General features: G+C 61.9%; 19 protein-coding genes and 1 pseudogene. 8 read left to right on the forward strand and 12 right to left on the reverse strand.

The features are described from left to right. Window positions 1-73 precede the first annotated feature (73 nt). Window positions 74-1,195, forward strand: a complete 1,122-nt coding sequence (locus NKJ73_RS25005; RefSeq protein ID WP_031211226.1) for a carbohydrate ABC transporter permease — start codon at window positions 74-76, stop codon at window positions 1,193-1,195. A 13-nt stretch (window positions 1,196-1,208) separates the two neighbouring features. Beyond that, entirely contained in the window at window positions 1,209-2,126 is a 918-nt protein-coding gene (locus NKJ73_RS25010) for a carbohydrate ABC transporter permease (protein ID WP_352571443.1), read from the forward strand. Window positions 2,127-2,176: 50 nt separating this feature from the next. Here the strand turns inward: NKJ73_RS25010 and NKJ73_RS25015 are convergent, their stop codons facing one another. Both NKJ73_RS25015 and NKJ73_RS25020 read right to left on the reverse strand, forming a co-directional pair. Then, window positions 2,177-2,920 (reverse strand): creatininase family protein, encoded by a 744-nt coding sequence (locus NKJ73_RS25015; protein ID WP_023674660.1) that lies wholly within the window; start codon window positions 2,918-2,920, stop codon window positions 2,177-2,179. Between the two features lie 5 nt (window positions 2,921-2,925). Continuing rightward, the gene (locus NKJ73_RS25020; protein ID WP_352465573.1) at window positions 2,926-3,492 is read right to left on the reverse strand and encodes an SIS domain-containing protein; all 567 of its coding nucleotides are present in this window, start codon (window positions 3,490-3,492) and stop codon (window positions 2,926-2,928) included. Window positions 3,493-3,675: 183 nt separating this feature from the next. Between NKJ73_RS25020 and NKJ73_RS25025 the strand changes: the two genes are divergently transcribed. After that, complete coding sequence (locus tag NKJ73_RS25025) at window positions 3,676-4,698, forward strand: aldo/keto reductase (protein WP_352465572.1); 1,023 nt, start codon at window positions 3,676-3,678, stop codon at window positions 4,696-4,698. Between the two features lie 88 nt (window positions 4,699-4,786). On the opposite strand, the gene NKJ73_RS25030 is transcribed toward NKJ73_RS25025, so the two are convergent. From NKJ73_RS25030 to NKJ73_RS25045, 4 genes are all read right to left on the reverse strand, one after another. Further along, the gene (locus NKJ73_RS25030) at window positions 4,787-5,059 is read right to left on the reverse strand and encodes an HU family DNA-binding protein (protein ID WP_023674657.1); all 273 of its coding nucleotides are present in this window, start codon (window positions 5,057-5,059) and stop codon (window positions 4,787-4,789) included. 196 nt (window positions 5,060-5,255) lie between these two features. After that, entirely contained in the window at window positions 5,256-7,667 is a 2,412-nt protein-coding gene (gene lon, locus NKJ73_RS25035; protein ID WP_023674656.1) for an endopeptidase La, read from the reverse strand. Window positions 7,668-7,950: 283 nt separating this feature from the next. Further along, complete coding sequence (clpX, locus tag NKJ73_RS25040) at window positions 7,951-9,225, reverse strand: ATP-dependent Clp protease ATP-binding subunit ClpX (RefSeq protein WP_006332719.1); 1,275 nt, start codon at window positions 9,223-9,225, stop codon at window positions 7,951-7,953. Between the two features lie 304 nt (window positions 9,226-9,529). Then, complete coding sequence (locus NKJ73_RS25045; protein WP_023674655.1) at window positions 9,530-10,159, reverse strand: ATP-dependent Clp protease proteolytic subunit; 630 nt, start codon at window positions 10,157-10,159, stop codon at window positions 9,530-9,532. A 347-nt stretch (window positions 10,160-10,506) separates the two neighbouring features. Here NKJ73_RS25045 and NKJ73_RS25050 point away from each other — a divergent pair, with 347 nt between their 5' ends. Further along, window positions 10,507-11,097 carry a hypothetical protein gene (locus NKJ73_RS25050; protein ID WP_352571444.1) on the forward strand — a complete coding sequence of 197 codons (591 nt, stop codon included), beginning with the start codon at window positions 10,507-10,509 and terminating at the stop codon, window positions 11,095-11,097. 3 nt (window positions 11,098-11,100) lie between these two features. Here NKJ73_RS25050 and NKJ73_RS25055 read toward each other — a convergent pair whose 3' ends face one another. Next, window positions 11,101-12,204 carry an NAD(P)/FAD-dependent oxidoreductase gene (locus NKJ73_RS25055; protein ID WP_023674653.1) on the reverse strand — a complete coding sequence of 368 codons (1,104 nt, stop codon included), beginning with the start codon at window positions 12,202-12,204 and terminating at the stop codon, window positions 11,101-11,103. A gap of 97 nt (window positions 12,205-12,301) precedes the next feature. On the opposite strand from NKJ73_RS25055, the gene NKJ73_RS25060 reads away from it, so the two are divergent. Continuing rightward, window positions 12,302-13,549, forward strand: coding sequence for a cytochrome P450 (locus NKJ73_RS25060; RefSeq protein WP_023674652.1), 1,248 nt, complete (start codon window positions 12,302-12,304; stop codon window positions 13,547-13,549). Window positions 13,550-13,574: 25 nt separating this feature from the next. Here the strand turns inward: NKJ73_RS25060 and NKJ73_RS25065 are convergent, their stop codons facing one another. The 5 genes and pseudogenes from NKJ73_RS25065 to NKJ73_RS25085 all read right to left on the reverse strand — a co-directional run bounded on the left by NKJ73_RS25065 (window position 13,575) and on the right by NKJ73_RS25085 (window position 17,208). Next, window positions 13,575-13,925 carry a cupin domain-containing protein gene (locus NKJ73_RS25065; RefSeq protein WP_352571445.1) on the reverse strand — a complete coding sequence of 117 codons (351 nt, stop codon included), beginning with the start codon at window positions 13,923-13,925 and terminating at the stop codon, window positions 13,575-13,577. A 5-nt stretch (window positions 13,926-13,930) separates the two neighbouring features. After that, window positions 13,931-15,211, reverse strand: a complete 1,281-nt coding sequence (locus tag NKJ73_RS25070) for an O-acetylhomoserine aminocarboxypropyltransferase (RefSeq protein WP_352449342.1) — start codon at window positions 15,209-15,211, stop codon at window positions 13,931-13,933. Between the two features lie 144 nt (window positions 15,212-15,355). Then, window positions 15,356-15,877, reverse strand: a complete 522-nt coding sequence (locus NKJ73_RS25075; RefSeq protein ID WP_352571446.1) for a CoA-binding protein — start codon at window positions 15,875-15,877, stop codon at window positions 15,356-15,358. Between the two features lie 76 nt (window positions 15,878-15,953). Beyond that, a pseudogene (locus NKJ73_RS25080) lies at window positions 15,954-16,377 on the reverse strand (VOC family protein). A 9-nt stretch (window positions 16,378-16,386) separates the two neighbouring features. Further along, the gene (locus tag NKJ73_RS25085) at window positions 16,387-17,208 is read right to left on the reverse strand and encodes an enoyl-CoA hydratase (protein ID WP_352571447.1); all 822 of its coding nucleotides are present in this window, start codon (window positions 17,206-17,208) and stop codon (window positions 16,387-16,389) included. Window positions 17,209-17,362: 154 nt separating this feature from the next. On the opposite strand from NKJ73_RS25085, the gene NKJ73_RS25090 reads away from it, so the two are divergent. From NKJ73_RS25090 to rpsI, 3 genes are all read left to right on the forward strand, one after another. After that, complete coding sequence (locus NKJ73_RS25090) at window positions 17,363-17,827, forward strand: PaaI family thioesterase (protein WP_352571448.1); 465 nt, start codon at window positions 17,363-17,365, stop codon at window positions 17,825-17,827. Window positions 17,828-18,041: 214 nt separating this feature from the next. Beyond that, window positions 18,042-18,506, forward strand: a complete 465-nt coding sequence (rplM, locus tag NKJ73_RS25095; protein ID WP_023674645.1) for a 50S ribosomal protein L13 — start codon at window positions 18,042-18,044, stop codon at window positions 18,504-18,506. A 1-nt stretch (window position 18,507) separates the two neighbouring features. After that, window positions 18,508-18,990, forward strand: a complete 483-nt coding sequence (rpsI, locus tag NKJ73_RS25100) for a 30S ribosomal protein S9 (protein WP_023674644.1) — start codon at window positions 18,508-18,510, stop codon at window positions 18,988-18,990. The last annotated feature ends 24 nt before the right edge of the window (window positions 18,991-19,014 follow it).

Below are 19,014 nucleotides of genomic sequence, written 5' to 3' on the forward strand. Positions count from 1 at the left end.
GACTTGGCCTCGACCGGCTCGGCCGGTCATCGAGCCTCCTGTGAACGGGCAAGAACGCGTGGCTGACCGGACCCTGGCTGACCAGACTTTGTCGACAAGTGAATGGCCGGCAGGCGCCGTGCCATCCGACCTGATACCGCGGAGCCGCAAACGGCTTGGCTGGGCTCTGATGGCTGCTGCGACGCTCGGCCTTCTGGCGGTGATCGCACTGCAAATCCTCTACAAGAGCGAGGTCGACACTATCGGCTTCGAGACCTGGCGGCCGGTGGTCTACGCCTACGTGCTGTGGGGTGTCGCGCTCGGCATCGGCCAGGTACTGACGCGCGGCGAGGACGGCCAGCGCGCGCTGTTCCTGCTGCCGGCGCTGCTGTTTACCATTGCCATGGTGATCTTCCCGACGCTGTTCGGCTTCTATATCGCGCTGACCGACTGGAACCTCAGTTCCTTCAGCGGACGGCAGTTCAACGGGCTCGACAATTTCTGGCAGATGCTGAACGACGCCTATTATCGCAACGCGCTGTTCAACATGGTGCTCTACGTGCTGGCGGTGTTCGTCGAATATGTCATCGCCTTCGGCCTGGCGCTGCTGCTCAACGCGCAGATCCGGGCGCGAAAATTCTTCCGCGTCGTGTTTCTCATGCCGCTGATGCTGTCGCCGGTGGCGGTGTCGTGGATGATCGGCAAGTCGCTGATGGAATACCGCTTCGGGCCGGCCGCGACACTAGCGCGGCATCTCGGCTGGGAAAACCCCGCCTTCTTCTCCAACCCGATCACCGCCCGCATCTCGATCATGGTGCTCGACGCGTGGACGTTCATCCCGTTCATGATGATCATGCTGCTCGCCGGCCTGCAGGCGATGTCGCGCGAGGTGCTCGAGGCAGCGCGTGTCGATGGCGCCACTGCCTGGCAGACCTTCTGGCAGGTCACCTTCCCGCTGATGCTGCCGGTGTCGGTGACGGCGGTCATCCTGCGCATCATCTTCAAGCTGAAGCTCGCCGATATCATCATCACCGTCACCTCCGGCGGCCCCGGCGGCGCGACCGATTCGGTGTCCAGTTTCATCTACCGCGAATATCGCGACCGCTCGAACGTCGGCTACGGCACGATGCTGGCGATGGCCTATTTGATCATCATCATCGTGTTCGTGACCTGGCTGCTGAAATTCGCCAGCCGCTTCGTGCGCAACGTCAACTGATCGGGCTGGCAAGATGAGCGTTCAGACCACCGACTATGCCGCTTCCGAAATCCGCTCGCCGGCGAGCTTCGTCGCCAACCGCGTCTTCATCTATGGCGCGCTCATCTTCTGGGCTTTCATCTGCCTGTTCCCGATCTATTGGACGATAACCACTTCGTTCAAGACCGCGGTCGACGTCACCCAGGGCCATCTGATCCCGTTTCTCGATTTCAAACCCGACTGGAAGGGCTGGCGTTCGCTCGGTCTGTCGCCGGACTCGATCTTTCGGACGTCGACGGTTCGCGACGAGTTTATCAAGCGCTTCATGAATTCGGTCATCACTTCGGTCGGTGCGTCGAGCCTCGCCATCGTCATCGGCAGCCTCGCCGCCTACGGGCTGACCCGCTATCGTTACAAGTTCGCCTGGTTCAGGAACGAGGATATTTCCTTCTTCTTCCTGTCACAGCTGATCCTGCCGCCGGTGGTTTTGGCCCTGCCCTTCCTCGTGCTTTACCGGGAGGTCGGCCTGCTCGACACGCGCGTCGGGCTGATCCTGCTCTACACGCTGATGGTGCTGCCGATCGTCATCTGGATCATGCGCGACCAGTTCAACTCCATTCCGGTGGAGCTGGAGGAGGCAGCACTCGTCGACGGCCTGTCGATCTGGGGCGCCTTCTTGCGCATCGTCATGCCGATCGCGCTGCCGGGCATGGTCGCCGCCTTCATCCTGGCGATGGTGCTGTGCTGGAACGAGTATTTCTTCGCCGCGCTTTTGACCTCGACCGACGCAAAGACCATTCCTGTCATGGTGGCCAGCCAGACCGGCTCACAAGGCATCAACTGGTGGTCGATGGCAGCGCTTGCCACCGCCGCCATCACACCGCTCGCCGTCATCGGCATCGCGCTCGAGCGTTACCTGATCATGGGCATGACAGCGGGCGCGGTGAAATAACTGCGCCGGTTCTCCCTTCTCCCCTTGTTGTGGGAGAAGGGAAAAGTGCGCTAACCCGAAAGTGTTGCCCGCAAATGCTCGAGGATCATGGCAACCCCTTTTTGCCCCAATTCCGCCGAGGCTTCGGGCGCACTTGCCGTGTACCAGCCGGTGTTGTCGGCGAAGCGGCCGGCATCGACCGCTTCCGGGCACAGCGCCAGCATCAGTGACGTCTCGCCGGTGCCGGCATGGTCGAACGGGTACCGGCTGTGCATTGAAGCCGGCATCAGCGGATGCACCTGCACCCAGTTGAAGAAATTGCTGCCCTCGGCGTGCTCGGCATAATAGTCGGCCATCGCCGGAGAGCCCCACCAGCCTTCGCCACGTTCTTTCTCCAGGAAGCGGAAGATCGCCTGCCGGCCGGCGGCCTTGAAGGCGAGATCGGTTGGCATGCCGGCGGCAAAATTTTCGGTCTGGTGGTGAATGATGGCGTGGATGTTGCGGAAGCCGACGCGCAGCAGGCTATAGAACAGTTCTTCCGCAAATGGCGCCAGCACATTGCCGCCGACCTGCAGCGAACCACTGCCCTCCGGTGCTGCAACAGCATAGCTCGCCGCGCCGTAATGGAAGGGCGGCAGAATGACGATTTCGGCTTCTTTTTCGAACAGTTCCAGGCTCTTGACCACCGCCAGCGTGTCCATGCCGACGGCCATGTGCTCGCCGTGATATTCAAGCACACCGAGCGGCAACACGACCGGCCAGTTTTCGGCGATCACCTTGCGTATCTGATGCGGCAGCATCAATTCGTAGCGCATGACACCTACTCCATATTGGTGTGGCGGGCGCGCATCGCTTCCGGCGAGACGCCGGTCAGATCCCTGAGCTTCAGCACCATCACTTCGAAGAGGACGAACAGCGCGCCTTCGAAAACCGAGCCCATCGGCAGGACGGATGTCTTTTCGGGACCCTGGTCGTCGGCCATGGTCTGAGCCGGGATAAGCAGTGCGAAATCGGCCAGCTTCGCGGCAGTGCTGTCGGCTTGCGCGGTGAGCAGCAGGACTGTGGTACCGGCCTCGCGCGCGACCTGCATCAAGGTCAGCACGGTCGACGTCTCACCCGGGCCGGAACTTGCGAGGAAGACATCGGCCTCGCCCAGCGGCGGCGTGGTCATGTCGCCGACGACCGACACCGGCAGACCGAGATGGTAGAGCCGCATGGCAAAACCCTGGACCTGCAGCGCCTCGCGGCCGCAGCCATAGGTGACGATCTTTTTCGCGCCAGCCAGGATGGCGCAAGCGGCGTCGATGCGGCTTGCGTCGATACGCTCCAGCACGGTGCCAAGCTCGTTCAGCGCAATCCCAAACAGGTTTTCGCCGGCGTCCGTCATAACATTTGCACCAGCTTGCAGGTGCCGGAGAACCATTTGAATATCTTAGTCACCTCTGCCCCGAACAGCTTGTTTTCACTCATGCTATCACCGCGAAAATCGGTGTCCAACGACACGCAGTGCTTTTGATGCGCTACAGCCGTGATAGTGTCACGGCAAATCCAAATGAGGAAACGACAGCATATGAAGACACGGCATTTCGACCGCATCGGTAATGGCGGCATCACCTTCACCGAGCTCGGCTTCGGCACTGCGCCGCTCGGCAATCTCTACCGCGCCGTCTCCGACGAGGATGCCAATGCTACGCTGGAGGCGGCATGGCGGGTCGGCTGCCGCTACTACGATACCGCGCCGCTCTATGGGCTGGGCCTAGCCGAAACGCGACTCAATCCGTTCCTGCGTTCGAAGAAGCGCGACGACTACGTGCTGTCCAGCAAAGTCGGGCGCATCATGCGCGCCTGCCCGCCGGAACAGCGCACCGGCATCGGCAAATTCTTCGACACCCCATCGCGCCGCGAGGTCTACGATTACAGCTATGACGGCGTCATGCGCTCCTTCGAAGCCTCGCTGGAACGACTCGGCGTCGACCGCATCGACATCCTCTTCGTGCATGATGTCGACATCTTCACCCATGGCAGCAAGGAAGCCTCGGACCAGCGCATCCAGGAATTCATGAGCTCCGGCTATTACGGATTGCTAGCATTGCGCGACCAGGGCGTGATCAAGGCGTTCGGCGGCGGCATCAACGAGTGGCCGGTTGCCCAGACGCTGGCCGAGCGCGGCGATTTCGATCTGTTCCTGCTTGCCGGGCGTTACACGCTGCTGGAGCAGGAAGCGCTGCAGTCTTTCCTGCCGCTATGCCAGCAACGCGGCATCGGCATCGTTCTCGGCGGGCCGTACAATTCCGGCATCCTGGCAACCGGGCCGAAGCCCGGCGCCTACTACAACTATTCGGAGGCGCCGCAGGACATCATCGACCGCGTCACCCGCATCGAGGCCGTCTGCAAGCGCCACGGCGTGCGCCTGATCGAGGCGGCGCTGCAGTTCCCGCTGCTGCATCCTTCGGTCGTCTCGGTAATCCCCGGCGGCCAGCGGCCGGGCGAAGTCGAAAGCAATCGCTCGCTGCTCGACGCGAAACCGCCATCGGCGCTGTGGGCCGATCTCAAGAAGGAAGGCTTGATGCGCACTGACGCGCCGACGGCATAGCGCCGCCTTTTCCAACGACGCTGCGGGCACAGAAAAGAAAAACCGGATATACCGGCTTTTCTTTTCTCTGAAAGACTTAAGGAGGCGCTTAGTTGACCGCGTCCTTGAGGCCCTTGCCGGCCGAGAACTTCGGCACGGTGCGCGCCGGGATCTTCACTTCCGCACCGGTCTGCGGATTGCGGCCGGTCGACGCGGCGCGTTGTGACACGGTGAAATTTCCGAAGCCGACAAGCCGGACATCGCCGCCCTTTTTCAGTTCGCCGGTGATGACGGAAAACACCGCATCAACCGCCGACTGCGCGTCACCCTTCGAAATACTCGCGGCATCGGCGACAGCGGACACCAGTTCGTTCTTGTTCATAAAAATTCCCTTCCATGAGAAAACCGGAACACTCGACTCATCCGGCAGGAAACGGACTTTAGAAAGAAGCGCTCCGGCAACCAAGTCGAAAAGCGCCGGGAAAGTCGAAAAAAGCCCGGAAATCCGGGGTTCTTCACATGAAAAAGCCGGGCTCAAGGCCCGGCTCTCTCTTTGTGCATTGCAACTTTAGCAAGAGCTAATGCGCCAGCGATTTACCAGCTTCGTCCCCGACATCGACCACGGCCGGCGCATTGACGGGTTCAACCCACTGGATCGGTTCCGGCATGCGCACCAGCGCATGGCGCAACACTTCGCCAACCCGTGAGACCGGAATGATCTCCATGCCGCTCTTCACGTTCTCCGGAATCTCCGCCAGATCCTTGGCGTTCTCTTCCGGGATCAGCACCTTCTTGATGCCGCCGCGAAGTGCGGCAAGCAGCTTCTCCTTGAGGCCGCCGATCGGCAGCACCCTGCCGCGCAGCGTGATCTCGCCGGTCATCGCCACATCGGCCTTGACCGGGATTCCGGTCAGCACCGAGACGATCGCCGTCGCCATCGCCACGCCAGCCGACGGTCCGTCCTTGGGCGTTGCGCCTTCCGGCACGTGGACGTGGATATCGCGCTTGTCGAACAGCGGCGGCTCGACGCCGAAATCGATGGCCCGCGAGCGGACGTAGGACGCCGCCGCCGAAATCGATTCCTTCATAACGTCGCGCAGATTGCCGGTCACGGTCATGCGGCCCTTGCCGGGCATCATGACGCCTTCCACCGTCAACAGCTCGCCGCCGACTTCCGTCCAGGCGAGCCCGGTGACCACGCCGACCTGATCGTCGCTCTCGACCTGGCCGAAGCGGAAGCGCGGAACACCAAGATAATCGGCAAGATTGTCCGCCGTGATGTTGATCGTCTTCTTCTTCGTCTTCAGGATCTCGGTCACGGCCTTGCGCCCGAGCTTCATCAGCTCGCGCTCCAGGCTCCTGACGCCCGCTTCACGGGTGTAGGTCTGGATGATGCCGCGGATCGCGTCCTCGCCGACGGAGAATTCCTTCGGCTGCAACGCGTGGTCGCGGATCACCTTGGGCATCAGGTGACGCTTGGCGATCTCGATCTTCTCGTCCTCGGTGTAGCCGGCGATACGGATGATCTCCATGCGGTCCATCAAGGGCGCAGGGATGTTCAGCGTGTTCGCCGTCGTTACGAACATCACGCTCGACAGGTCGTATTCGACCTCGAGGTAATGGTCCATGAACGTCGAATTCTGCTCGGGATCGAGCACCTCGAGCAAAGCCGATGACGGATCACCGCGGAAATCCTGGCCCATCTTGTCGATCTCGTCGAGCAGGAAGAGCGGGTTGGATTTCTTCGCCTTCTTCATCGACTGGATGACCTTGCCGGGCATCGAGCCGATATAGGTGCGGCGGTGACCACGGATCTCGGCCTCGTCGCGCACGCCGCCCAGCGCCATGCGGATGAACTCGCGGCCGGTCGCCTTGGCGATCGACTTGCCGAGCGAGGTCTTGCCGACGCCGGGAGGTCCGACGAGGCACAGGATCGGCCCCTTCAGCTTCTTCTGACGGCTCTGCACGGCGAGGTATTCGACGATGCGGTCCTTGACCTTGTCGAGGCCGAAATGATCCGTATCGAGCACGTTCTGGGCAAAGGCCAGATCCTGCTTGACCTTGGAGTTCCTGCCCCACGGGATCGACAGCAGCCAGTCGAGATAGTTGCGCACGACGGTCGATTCAGCCGACATCGGCGACATCGTCCGCAGCTTCTTCAGTTCGGCTTCCGCTTTTTCGCGGGCCTCCTTGGAAAGCTTGGTCTTCTTGATGCGCGCCTCGATCTCGGCGGCCTCGTCGCGGCCGTCCTCGCCCTCGCCGAGCTCCTTCTGGATCGCCTTCATCTGCTCGTTGAGATAGTATTCGCGCTGCGTCTTCTCCATCTGGCGCTTGACGCGCGAGCGGATGCGCTTCTCCACCTGCAGCACCGAGATTTCGGCTTCCATGAAGCCCATCGCCTTCTCCAGCCGTTCCTTGACGGACAGCGTGGCGAGCATCTCCTGCTTCTCGGGGATCTTGATGGCAAGATGCGAAGCGACCGTGTCGGCGAGCTTGGAATAGTCGTCGATCTGGCTGGCGGCACCCACCACTTCGGGCGAGATCTTCTTGTTCAGCTTGACGTAGTTCTCGAAGTCGGTGACGACGGAACGGGCCAGCGCCTCGACCTCGACCTCTTCCTCCTCCGGTTCGACCAGCGCCGCAGCACGGGCTTCATGGAAGTCGGGACGGTCGGTGAACGCGACGATTTTCGCGCGCGAGGCGCCTTCGACCAGCACCTTCACGGTGCCGTCCGGCAGTTTCAGCAATTGCAGCACATTGGCGAGCGTGCCGATGTCAAAGATGGCATCGGGCTCCGGATCGTCGTCGGCGGCATTCATCTGGGTCGCAAGCAGGATCTGCTTTTCCTGACCCATCACTTCTTCCAGCGCCTTGATCGACTTTTCACGCCCGACGAAGAGCGGAACGATCATGTGCGGGAACACCACGATGTCGCGCAGTGGGAGGACTGCGAAGACGCCGTCGCTGGGAGCCTTGGATAATTTGGCCATTGTCCAACCTTTCATGTCGCGGCCGCCAATCGGCCAACCGCGAATCTCATATTAACGACCGGGGATCGTTCCGCCTACCACCGTTTGTGACGGGAGTTTTACAGCACAGAATTCGGCACCACGGCCTTCTGCCATTAGTTGGAGGCACGGGGGGTAAAGATCAAGGGTCAACACGGTCCGTCCCTCCAATCCGCAGCCATTACGCGGCGCCGTACGCGGTCTGCGACAGCAAAACGGCGCCCTGCGGCGCCGTTTCGGAAAAAAAATCCATTGCCGGCTCACGTCAGGCGCTGACGTTGCCCTTCTTTTCCTTCTGCTCGGAATAGATGTAGAGCGGCCGGGCGTTGCCTGACACCACCTCTTCCGAAATAACCACTTCGCGCACGCCTTCCAGCGCCGGCAGCTCGAACATGGTGTCGAGCAGGATCGCTTCCATGATCGAACGCAGGCCGCGCGCGCCGGTCTTGCGCTCGATGGCGCGCTTGGCGATCGCCGAGAGCGCGTTCTCGTGGAAGGTCAGGTCGACATTCTCCATCTCGAACAGCCGCTGATACTGCTTGACCAGCGCGTTCTTCGGCTCGGTCAGGATCTGGATCAGTGCCGGCTCGTCGAGATCCTCCAGCGTCGCCAGGACAGGCAGACGGCCGACGAACTCGGGAATGAGGCCGAACTTCAAGAGATCCTCAGGCTCGACCAGGCGGAAAACATCGCCGGTGCGGCGATCCTCGGGCGAAGCGACGATGGCGCCGAAACCGATCGAGGTCTTCCTGCCGCGATCCGAGATGATCTTGTCCAGGCCGGCGAAAGCGCCACCGCAGATGAACAGGATGTTGGCGGTGTCGACCTGCAGGAATTCCTGCTGCGGATGCTTCCTGCCGCCCTGCGGCGGCACGGAGGCGACAGTGCCTTCCATGATCTTCAAAAGTGCCTGCTGCACGCCCTCGCCCGAGACGTCGCGGGTGATCGAGGGATTGTCCGACTTGCGCGAGATCTTGTCGATCTCGTCGATATAGACGATGCCGCGCTGGGCGCGCTCGACATTGTAGTCGGCCGACTGCAACAGCTTCAGGATGATGTTCTCGACGTCCTCGCCGACATAGCCGGCCTCGGTCAGCGTCGTCGCGTCGGCCATGGTGAAGGGGACGTCGATGATACGGGCCAGCGTCTGCGCCAGCAACGTCTTGCCGCAGCCGGTCGGGCCGATCAGCAGGATGTTAGACTTCGCGAGTTCGACGTCGTTGTTCTTGCCGGCATGGGCGAGGCGCTTGTAGTGGTTGTGGACGGCCACCGACAGCACGCGCTTGGCGTAAGGCTGGCCGATGACGTAGTCGTCGAGAACCTTGAGGATTTCCTGTGGGGTCGGCACGCCCTCTCGCGACTTCACCATCGAGGTCTTGTTCTCCTCGCGGATGATGTCCATGCACAGTTCGACGCATTCGTCGCAGATGAACACCGTCGGCCCGGCGATCAGCTTGCGCACTTCGTGCTGGCTTTTGCCGCAAAACGAGCAATAAAGCGTGTTCTTGGAATCACCGCTGTTGTTGCCGACCTTGCTCATTTTCCTGTCCTTTCATGGCCGCCCGCCGATGGTCTGGTTGAAAGGGCGCATATTCAATCTATCGCGGGAATCCGCTGCCGCCAGTGCCCCGGCTCCCGCAACGCATTCCGTACGAAACACAAATCGGAAAACGGGGCAATGATTCGAACAACCCCACGCAAAGCTAAGCCGTCGAAAATCAACATAGCCTTAACGTAGGCAATTGCACCCGTCGAGGGAACAGCCAATTGTGGCCGAAATGCCGCAAGCTGCGCCAAAAGCGCGTGATCCCGCCACTCATTGCCACCGCAGGGCCACCGCGGGCCTATAAGGCAATACCTTCGACCGGCTCACGTGACGAAATGACCTTGTCGATGAGGCCGAAATCCCTGGCCTCGTCGGCAGTCATGAAATGGTCACGGTCGAGCGTTTTTTCAATCTCATCGTAGCTCTTGCCGGTGTGCTTGACGTAAACCTCGTTGAGGCGACGCTTCAGCTTGATGATGTCCTGGGCATGGCGCTCGATGTCGGAAGCCTGGCCCTGGAAGCCGCCGGAAGGCTGGTGGACCATGATGCGGGCGTTCGGCGTGGCAAAGCGCATGTCCTTGTGGCCCGCCGTCAAGAGCAGCGAGCCCATCGAGGCGGCCTGACCGATGCAGAGCGTCGACACGGCAGGCTTGATGAACTGCATGGTGTCATAGATCGCCATGCCGGAGGTGACGACGCCGCCGGGCGAGTTGATATAGAGGTTGATTTCCTTCTTCGGATTCTCCGCCTCGAGGAACAGCAGCTGCGCGCAGACCAGCGTCGCCATGCCATCCTCGACCGGGCCGGTGATGAAAATGATGCGCTCCTTGAGGAGCCGCGAGAAAATGTCGTAGGCCCGCTCGCCGCGATTGGTCTGTTCGACCACCATCGGAACGAGGTTCATGTAGGTTTCGACGGGGTTCTTCATGGACTATCCCTTTTTGAGGATGGGATTCCGGCGCCGGAGATTTGCAATCGGGCAGAATCGGTTCTGGATCGTTATTGTGTAAATAGGATGCCGGCTCACCCTAGCGCAAGGCCGCCTCTCCTAGCCATCCGGTTAAGTCGAATCAAGGTTTCCAAACCAGTTTCGCCTGTCGCCGTGCCGGCAGCCCCTCTCCTGCCGTGGGAAGGGGCGCTCATGCTTGGCCGTTGTTTAGCAGTTTCTTAACCGCATCGCTTAACGAAAAGTGGTGAAACCGCTTTTTCCGGCCACGGCTTACCCTACAATTCAACGTTGAACTCGCTTCACGCAGTTCAAACAGGGGGAGTGCGATGATCAGGAAAGTTGCTTCCTTGGCCCTTACCGGCATCAGCGTTCTCGGCATGGCGTCCGAAACGGCTGCCGGCGGACGCTCGGTCGAATGCTACGAGCAGGTTAACCGGCCGGCCGTCTACGACACCGTCTACGAGGATGTGCTCGTCAGCCCAGCCGGCCAGCAGGTGCAGTATGAAGCGCCGATCTACGGGACGCGTGAGCGCGTGGTGCAGATCGCGCCGGCGCGCGTTAGCTACGAGACCGTGCCCGCCATCACCCGCACCATCTACCGGTCCGTGAGGGTCAATGACGGCGGCTATTCCTGGGAATGGCGCATCATCAATGGCCGCAAGGTGCTGTGCAAGGTCAGGCACAAGGCGCGCTATGAACGCATGGCCGAGATCGTCGTGGTTGAGCCGGAACGCCGGCGGCGCGTTGTCCTCCCTGCCGAATACGAGAGCGTCGCCGAAGAGGTTCTCGTGCGGCCGGAGCAACGGCGCATCATCGACATTCCGGCGTCCTATCAGACAGTGGCCCGCCGCGTGGTGGTCAGGGAGGGCTCATCCAGCTGGCGCCGCGTGCATATTCCGAGGCATTGCCAGTATTAGCGCTCAGGCCACCTCCGCCCTGAGCCATTTCTTCAGGCCGTCGACATCGCCGTTGCCGACGTAGGCCGCAACCCTTCTGCCGACTGCCGCGCCGAACTTGTAGCCGTGGCCGGAGCAGGCCGAGACGACCAGGCATCTGCCTTTCTGGTGAGCCAGGAATTTCTCGTCGGCGGTGAAGGTGTAGGCGCAGGTGACCACCTCGGTGACCTTATACTCCTCGATATGGGCAATCGGCGGTGAAAACAGGTTGCGGATCGCCTCGCCCTCGCCCGGCACCGGCTGACGGTTCCAGTCTGCATCGCTGGTCGGCACCCTGTGCAGGCCCGAGCCGAATTTCATGCCGGCGCCGCCTGTCGGCGGGATGGCGTAGCCGTCGACAGTGCCGCCGATGTTGAGGACGACCGGTGCTGCCTGCCAGACCGCTTTCAGGTCCGCCGGCGGTTCGACATAGGCGAGCGCGGTGCGCCAGGTTTTCAGCTCGCCATCCAGCTCCGGGAACAGTTTTAGCACCCAGGCGCCGGCAGCGACGACGATCCGGTCGGCCTGCATCGTTTCGCCGCCCGCCAGCACGACATGCCCGGCCTCGGCGTCGATCTCGACCACCTTGCTGTTCTCATAGACATTGGCGCCGTTCGCGCGCAGCCACCTGGCGAGGCCGGCAGCGATCTTGCGGCAGTGCAGCGCGCCGCCGTCCGGCGAAAAATACGCATAGCGGAATGAACCAGGTTCTAGGAACGGCCAGCGTTCGACCGCGGCATCCGGCTCGAACAATTCGAACGGGTAGTTCCCGGCTTCCATGCCTTCTCGGTATTCCTCGGCCTCGTCTCCCGGCTGGCGCGAAATGCAGATGAAGCCGCGCGGATCGAGATGGCTTTCACGGAGATCGGCCCACATCTCATCCCAGGCTTCATAGGCTTCGGTGATCAGCCGGCCGTAGCCCGTTCCGGCCCGGTAGGCGCGGCGGATGATGCGATGATGGTCGCCGGAGGCGGCGAGCGGATTGGGGATCGGTCCCTGCTCGACGATCGAGACGAGGTGCCCGGCCTTGACCAGCGACCAGGCCGTGGAAAGCCCGGCAATGCCTGCACCGACCACGATCACATTCATGAAAACCGTCCTTCCGCAACCGCTTCGGCGGCTCACCTCACGGGAGGGCCAACATACGGTCTGGCACCAGACTGGCAAGCCGCGCTAATGATCTGGCATGACCGAATTGAAGCCGCCCTATCTTGCCTTTGATCCAGCCTCCCGCCGCCTGCGGCTCGATCCGCACGAACCGGCTTTTTTCCAGGACCCATATGAAGCCTACGCCTTCCTGCATGGCGCATCGAACGCCTTCTTCTGGGAAGAATTTGGTTTCTGGTGTTTTGGCGGCTTCGACGACGTCAACCGACTGCTGCGCGATCGCCGCTTCGGCCGCCAGAACCCGGCCGGCATTCCGGACAGCCGGGGCATCGGCCAGGACCGCACGCATCTCAGCGCCTTCGACGGTGTCGAGGCCAATTCGATGCTGGAGTTGGAGCCGCCCGTCCACACACGGCTCAGAACGCTGGTCAACCGCGCCTTCGTCTCGCGCCAGGTCGAGCGGCTCAGGCCGCGCGTCGAGACGTTGGCCAACGAACTGATCGACCGTTTCGAACCAGGGGAAGTCGACCTGCTGACGGCCTTCGCCGCTCCCTTGCCGATCACCATCATTGCCGAGATGCTAGGCGTGCCGGTCGAGATGGGGCCGCAGCTGCTCGACTGGTCGCATCGGATGGTCGCCATGTACATGCATGGCCGCACCCGCGAGACGGAGGACACGGCCAATCGCGCCGCGCGCGACTTTTCCGATTTTCTGCGCGGCTACGTCGCCGAGCGGCGAAAGAGGCCGGGCGAGGATCTTCTGTCGCTGCTGATTGGGGCACAGGAGGACGGTCAGAAACTGTCGGAGGACGAGCTGGTATCCTCGGCCATCCTTTTGCTCAATGCCGGCCATGAGGCAACTGTCCACCAGACCGGCAATGCGGTGCGCTCGATCCTTGCGCAAGGCGGCGACCCGCGCCGCTTCTTCGCCTCACCGGAAGCAACAGCCGCGACGGTCGAAGAGTGCCTGCGCTTCGACGCGCCGCTGCACATGTTCACGCGCTATGCCTATCAGGAGGTCGAGGCCGGGCCGGGGATCATCGTCCAGCCTGGCGAGACGATCGGGCTGTTGCTCGGCATGGCCAATCGCGACCCTACTGCGTTTGCCGAGCCCCTCGCCTTCAGGCCGGACCGTGCCGACCAGAAGAACGTATCGTTCGGCGCCGGCATCCATTTCTGCATCGGCGCGCCGCTCGCCCGGCTCGAACTGCAGGTGTCGCTGAAAACCTTGTTCGACCGGCTACCGCAGCTGCATCTTGCCGAACAGCCGCGCTTCCGCGACACCTATCATTTCCACGGCCTGGAAACGCTCGCCGTACACTTCTGAGCATTCGGTCCGGCGCGATGCGAGATCAAAGCTTGATCACATACTCCTTGCGGGTCGTTTCAAGCACTTCCCAGCTTCCCTTGAAGCCCGGCCTCAGCACGAAGCTGTCTCCGGCCCCGATGGTGCGCGCCTTCCCGCCGTCTTCGGCGATCACCGAAACCCCTGACAGAATGTGGCAGAACTCCCACTCGTCATATTCGATGCGCCATTTGCCGGGCGTTGCTTCCCAGATGCCGGCATAAAGGCCGCCGTCCTGTTCCTCGACGTTCCAGGTGCGGAATTTCGGATCGCCCGAAATCAGGCGATCCAGCGCCGGTGCGCCATGCTCGGCTTCGACGGCGTCGATGTCGACGGACAGAAATTTCGGCGTGGTCATGGCGATCAAACCTTGGCGAGGGCCTGTTCCAGATCGGCGACGATGTCGTTGACGTCCTCGATGCCGACCGAAAGCCTGACCGTGTCCGGCCCCGCCCCGGCGTTGATCTTCTGCTCGTCGGAAAGCTGGCGATGCGTGGTCGATGCAGGGTGGATGACCAGCGACTTGGTGTCGCCGACATTGGCCAGATGCGAGAACAGTTCGAGCGCCTCGACGAACTTGATGCCCGCCGCATAGCCGCCCTTCAGCCCGAATGTGAACACCGCGCCGGCGCCAAGCGGCGAGTACTTCTTCTGCAGCGCATTGTTCTTGTCGCTGGGCAGGCCGGGATAGGACACCCAGGCGACCTTGGGATGGTTGGAAAGCCATCCGGCGACCGCCGCCGCATTGTCGCAGTGGCGCTGCATCCTGAGCGGCAAGGTTTCCAGACCGGTCAGGATCAGGAATGCATTGAACGGCGAAATCGCCGCGCCGATGTCGCGCAGGCCGAGCACGCGGGCGGCAATGGCGAAAGCGAAATTGCCGAAGGTTTCGTGCAGTACGAGGCCGCCATATTCGGGGCGCGGCTCCGACAGCATCGGATATTTGCCCGACTTCGACCAGTCGAAGGTGCCGCCGTCGACAATGGCGCCGCCGATGGAATTGCCGTGGCCGCCGATGAACTTGGTCAGCGAATGCACGACGATGTCGGCGCCATGCTCGATCGGCCGCAGCAGGTAGGGCGAGGCCAGCGTGTTATCGACGATCAGCGGCAGGCCGTGCTTGCGGGCGATGTCGCCGATCTTCTCGATATCGACGAAGACGCCGCCAGGGTTAGCCAGGCTCTCGATGAAGATCGCCTTGGTCCTGTCGTCGATCTGGCTCTCGAAGGTCGAGATATCGCTGGTGTCGGCCCAGCGCACCTGCCAGCCGAAATTCTTGAAGGCGTGGCCGAACTGGTTGATCGAGCCGCCGTAAAGCTTTGTCGCGGAAACGAAATTATCGCCGGGCTGCATCAGATTGTGGAAGACCAGCACCTGCGCGGCATGACCGGAGGCGACGGCAAGGCCTGCCGTGCCGCCTTCGAGTGCCGCGATGCGCTCTTCCAGCACCGCCTGCGTCGGGTTCATGATGCGGGTGTAGATATTGCCGAACGCCTTCAGCCCGAACAGCGAGGCGGCATGGTCGGCATCGTCGAAGACGAAGGAGGTGGTCTGGTAGATCGGCGTCGCGCGTGCGCCGGTCGCCGGATCCGGCTTGGCGCCGGCATGGACGGCGAGCGTATTGAAACCGGGCGTGCGGGCCATCGAAAACCTCCCTCAATGGTGAATGGTGAATGGTGAATGGTGAATGGCAAAGTCGGCCAGCGCCACCTTGATTGCAAGCGGCTCATATGCCGCCTTGCCCGCCTTCCAGAAAAATCCTTCTATTCACCATTCACTATTCACTACCTACTTCTGGCGAACGCCGAAACTCTGGAATCCCGGCCGCATCAGCGGCTTCTTCGACGACAGCACGCCGGAATTGACGCCGGTCCAGCCGATCTCGCCGGACAGCTTGCCATATTCGATCTTGGGGCAACGGTTCATCACCACCTTGATGCCGGCGGCTTCGGCGCGCGCGGCCGCCTCGTCATGGCGTATGCCAAGCTGCATCCAGATGACCTTCGGCAGCGGATCGAGCCGCAGCACCTCGTCGACAATGCCGGGCACGGCAGCGGAAGCGCGAAACACGTCGACCATATCGACAGGTCCTGGAACGTCGGCGAGTCTGGCATAGGTCATCTGGCCTAGAATCGCCTTGCCAGCCTGGCCGGGATTGATCGGGAACACCGAAAACCCCTTGCCGAGCAGATATTTCAGCACAAAGTAGCTCGGCCGCACGTCATTGGCCGACGCGCCGACCATGGCGATGGTCTTCACCGAATTGAGGATGCCGGCGATATAGGCGTTGTCGTAGGCGTCGTGGTTCATGCCTCGTCATACAGCGCTTCAGAGTGAGGTGCCAACAGCCGAGCAAGTGGCTTGCAATGGGCCAGGGAGAACGTCGTCAGCCCGGCAGCGAAATCGATCCGTCTTCCGCGATCGGAAAAGCCGGATTGTGCGCGACTTCCCAGACATGCCCGTCGGCATCGGCGAAATAGCCGTACCAGCCGCCCCAGAAGGCGCGCCCGGCCGGCTTGACGATCTTGCCGCCGGCCTTCTCAGCCGCCGCAAGCACTTCGTCGACCTCGGCGTCAGAGCGGGTGTTGTAGGCGAGGTAGACGGCCGACGGCGCCTTCGAGAAGCTGACGCCCCGAATCCTCTTCGGCGCTTGGGCGCGGAAACAAGCCAAGAATAGCGCCGCCCATCTGGAAGAAGGCAACGCCGTCGGTGATCCCGGCATGGCGGGTCAGGCCCATCGCCTCATAGAAGCGCGTCGCACGGTCGAGATCGTCGGTGGCGATGGTGATGATGGAGATGCGCGGTTCCATATCCGCCTCCTATTCCTCCGGCCATTCCGGCTTGCGCTTTCCGATGAAGGCGCCGATGCCCTCTTCCGCGTCGCGCGCCAGCATGTTCTCGACCATGACGCGTCCGGTGTAATCATAGGCCTCGGCCAACCCCATTTCTGCCTGTTCGTAGAAGGCTTCCTTGCCGATCTTGACGACCAGGGAGGATTTGGACGCAATGGTTTGCGCGTATTTGGTGACAATCTGATTCAGATATTCGCGCGGCACGACGCGGTTGACCAAGCCGAATTCCTTGGCGGTTGCCGCATCGATCGTCTCGCCGGTCAAAAGCATCTCCATGGCGTGCTTGCGCGAGACGTTGCGCGACAGCGCCACCATCGGCGTCGAGCAGAACAGGCCGATGTTAACACCCGGCGTGCAGAAGGTCGCCTCGTGCGAGGCGATGGCGAGATCGCAGCTGGCGACCAACTGCAATCCAGCCGCCGTCGCCAGGCCGTCGACTTCGGCGATCACCGGCTTAGGATGGCGAACGATCGCCTGCATCAGTGAAGCGCAGGCGGAAAAGGTCTTTTCGAAGAAGCCCCTGCCGCGATCGGCATCGGCGCGGTGCGCGCTCAACTCCTTGAGGTCGTGTCCGGCGCAGAACACTTTGCCGGCCGCCCCGAGCACGATGACGCGGACGGATTTGTCGGCCTTGGCGCGGTCGAGTTCCGCCATCAGCGCCGCCATCACTGCAAGCGAAAGAGCATTGGCCGGCGGATTGGCGAGCGTCAGGCGGAGCACGCCCTTGTCCAGCCGGGCGGTGACCGGCCCTTCGGCAACGGCAGGCTTGATGGCGACGATTTCGGCCATAGGTCGTTCCTCCGCGATTCCGGATCGATGATGGACTAATCTAGTATGCCGTCTCGCTTCGTCCAACTCCCTCGTCCGCTTCTGCCATAATGAATGGCTGTTGCCAGAAACGGCATGCTGCGCTCAAACAGGCAGGCGCAAACGAGAGACCGCCATGCCTGCCCACAGCAATCTCAAGCCCGTGCTGACGGCTGCCGAAATCAACGCGCTGATGGCGACCGTTTTCCCGCAGCTCAACGACCAGTTCACCTTCTATGAGGCGTTGGAGGTGTTTCCAGGCGGCTGCATCGTGCGGCTCAATGCCGACGAGCGCCATTTGCGTCCCGGCGGCACCGTGTCGGGTTCGGCGCTGTTCACGCTGGCCGACATAGGCGGCTATGTCTGCGTGCTCTCGCATGCCGGACCGGATGCACTTTCGGTCACCACCAGTCTCAACATCAATTTCGTCCGCAAGGCCGAGAGTGGTCCTATCGACGGCCATTGCCGCATCCTCAAGCTCGGCAAGAGCCTGATGGTGTTCGATATCGACATCGTCGCCGGCCCGGAGGGACACACGGTAGCGCACGCAACGGGCACCTATTCGATCCCGCCAAAGCGGATTGATGATGTGGTAAAATAATACCTTTCATGCAAAGCATTGTTTTTGCTGGATTTTGATAGCTCTCCGACATTTCACGCGCCTTGACGCAGTCGCCGTCCTCTCCTATAAGCCCTCACGGAACAGCGGCCCGCAAAGGCCGCCGTTTTGTTATTGGCGGCGGGCAAGCGCCTTTCGCCAATCCAAGCAACAAGAAACGCCTTCTTTTGAAGGTCCGAACCGAAAGCAACAATCCATGGCAACCTTTTCGCAGAAGCCTGCGGATGTGGTGAAGAAGTGGGTGCTGATCGACGCCGAGGGTCTCGTCGTCGGCCGTCTCGCCACTGTCATCGCCAATCATCTTCGCGGCAAACACAAGCCCACCTTCACCCCGCACGTCGACGACGGCGACAACGTCATCGTCATCAATGCCGACAAGGTGGTGTTCACCGGCAAGAAGTTCACCGACAAGGTCTATTACTGGCACACCGGCCACCCCGGCGGCGTCAAGGAGCGCACCGCGCGCCAGCTGCTCGAGGGTCGTTTCCCCGAACGTGTCGTCGAGAAGGCCGTCGAACGCATGATCCCGCGTGGCCCGCTCGGCCGTCGCCAGATGAAGAACCTCCGCGTCTATGCAGGCACGGAACATCCGCATGTCGCCCAGCAGCCTGTCGTCCTCGACGTGGCCAAGCTGAACGCCAAGAACAAGAAGGTTTCGTAAGATGGCTGAGCTTTCCTCGCTCGCAGAACTCGGAGCTGCCACCGGCAATACCAACACCCAGCCGGCCGCACCCGTCCACGTCCAGAAACTCGATAAGTCGGGCCGCGCCTACGCCACCGGCAAGCGCAAGAACGCCATCGCCCGCGTCTGGGTGAAGCCCGGCTCCGGCAAGATCGTCGTCAACGACAAGGTGTTCGCCGAATATTTCGCGCGTCCGGTGCTGCAGATGATCCTCAACCAGCCGATCATCGCCGCCAATCGCGCCGGCCAGTACGACATCGTTGCCACCGTCATCGGCGGCGGCCTTTCCGGCCAGGCGGGTGCCGTGCGCCACGGCATCTCCAAGGCGCTGACCTATTACGAGCCGGCGCTGCGCGCCGTGCTCAAGAAGGGTGGCTTCCTGACCCGCGACAGCCGCGTCGTCGAGCGCAAGAAGTACGGCAAGGCAAAGGCCCGCCGGAGCTTCCAGTTCTCCAAGCGTTAAGCGCTGCGCAATTACACGTTTTCG

This window comes from Mesorhizobium sp. M0074 (assembly GCF_040322975.1).
GTDB lineage: Bacteria > Pseudomonadota > Alphaproteobacteria > Rhizobiales > Rhizobiaceae > Mesorhizobium.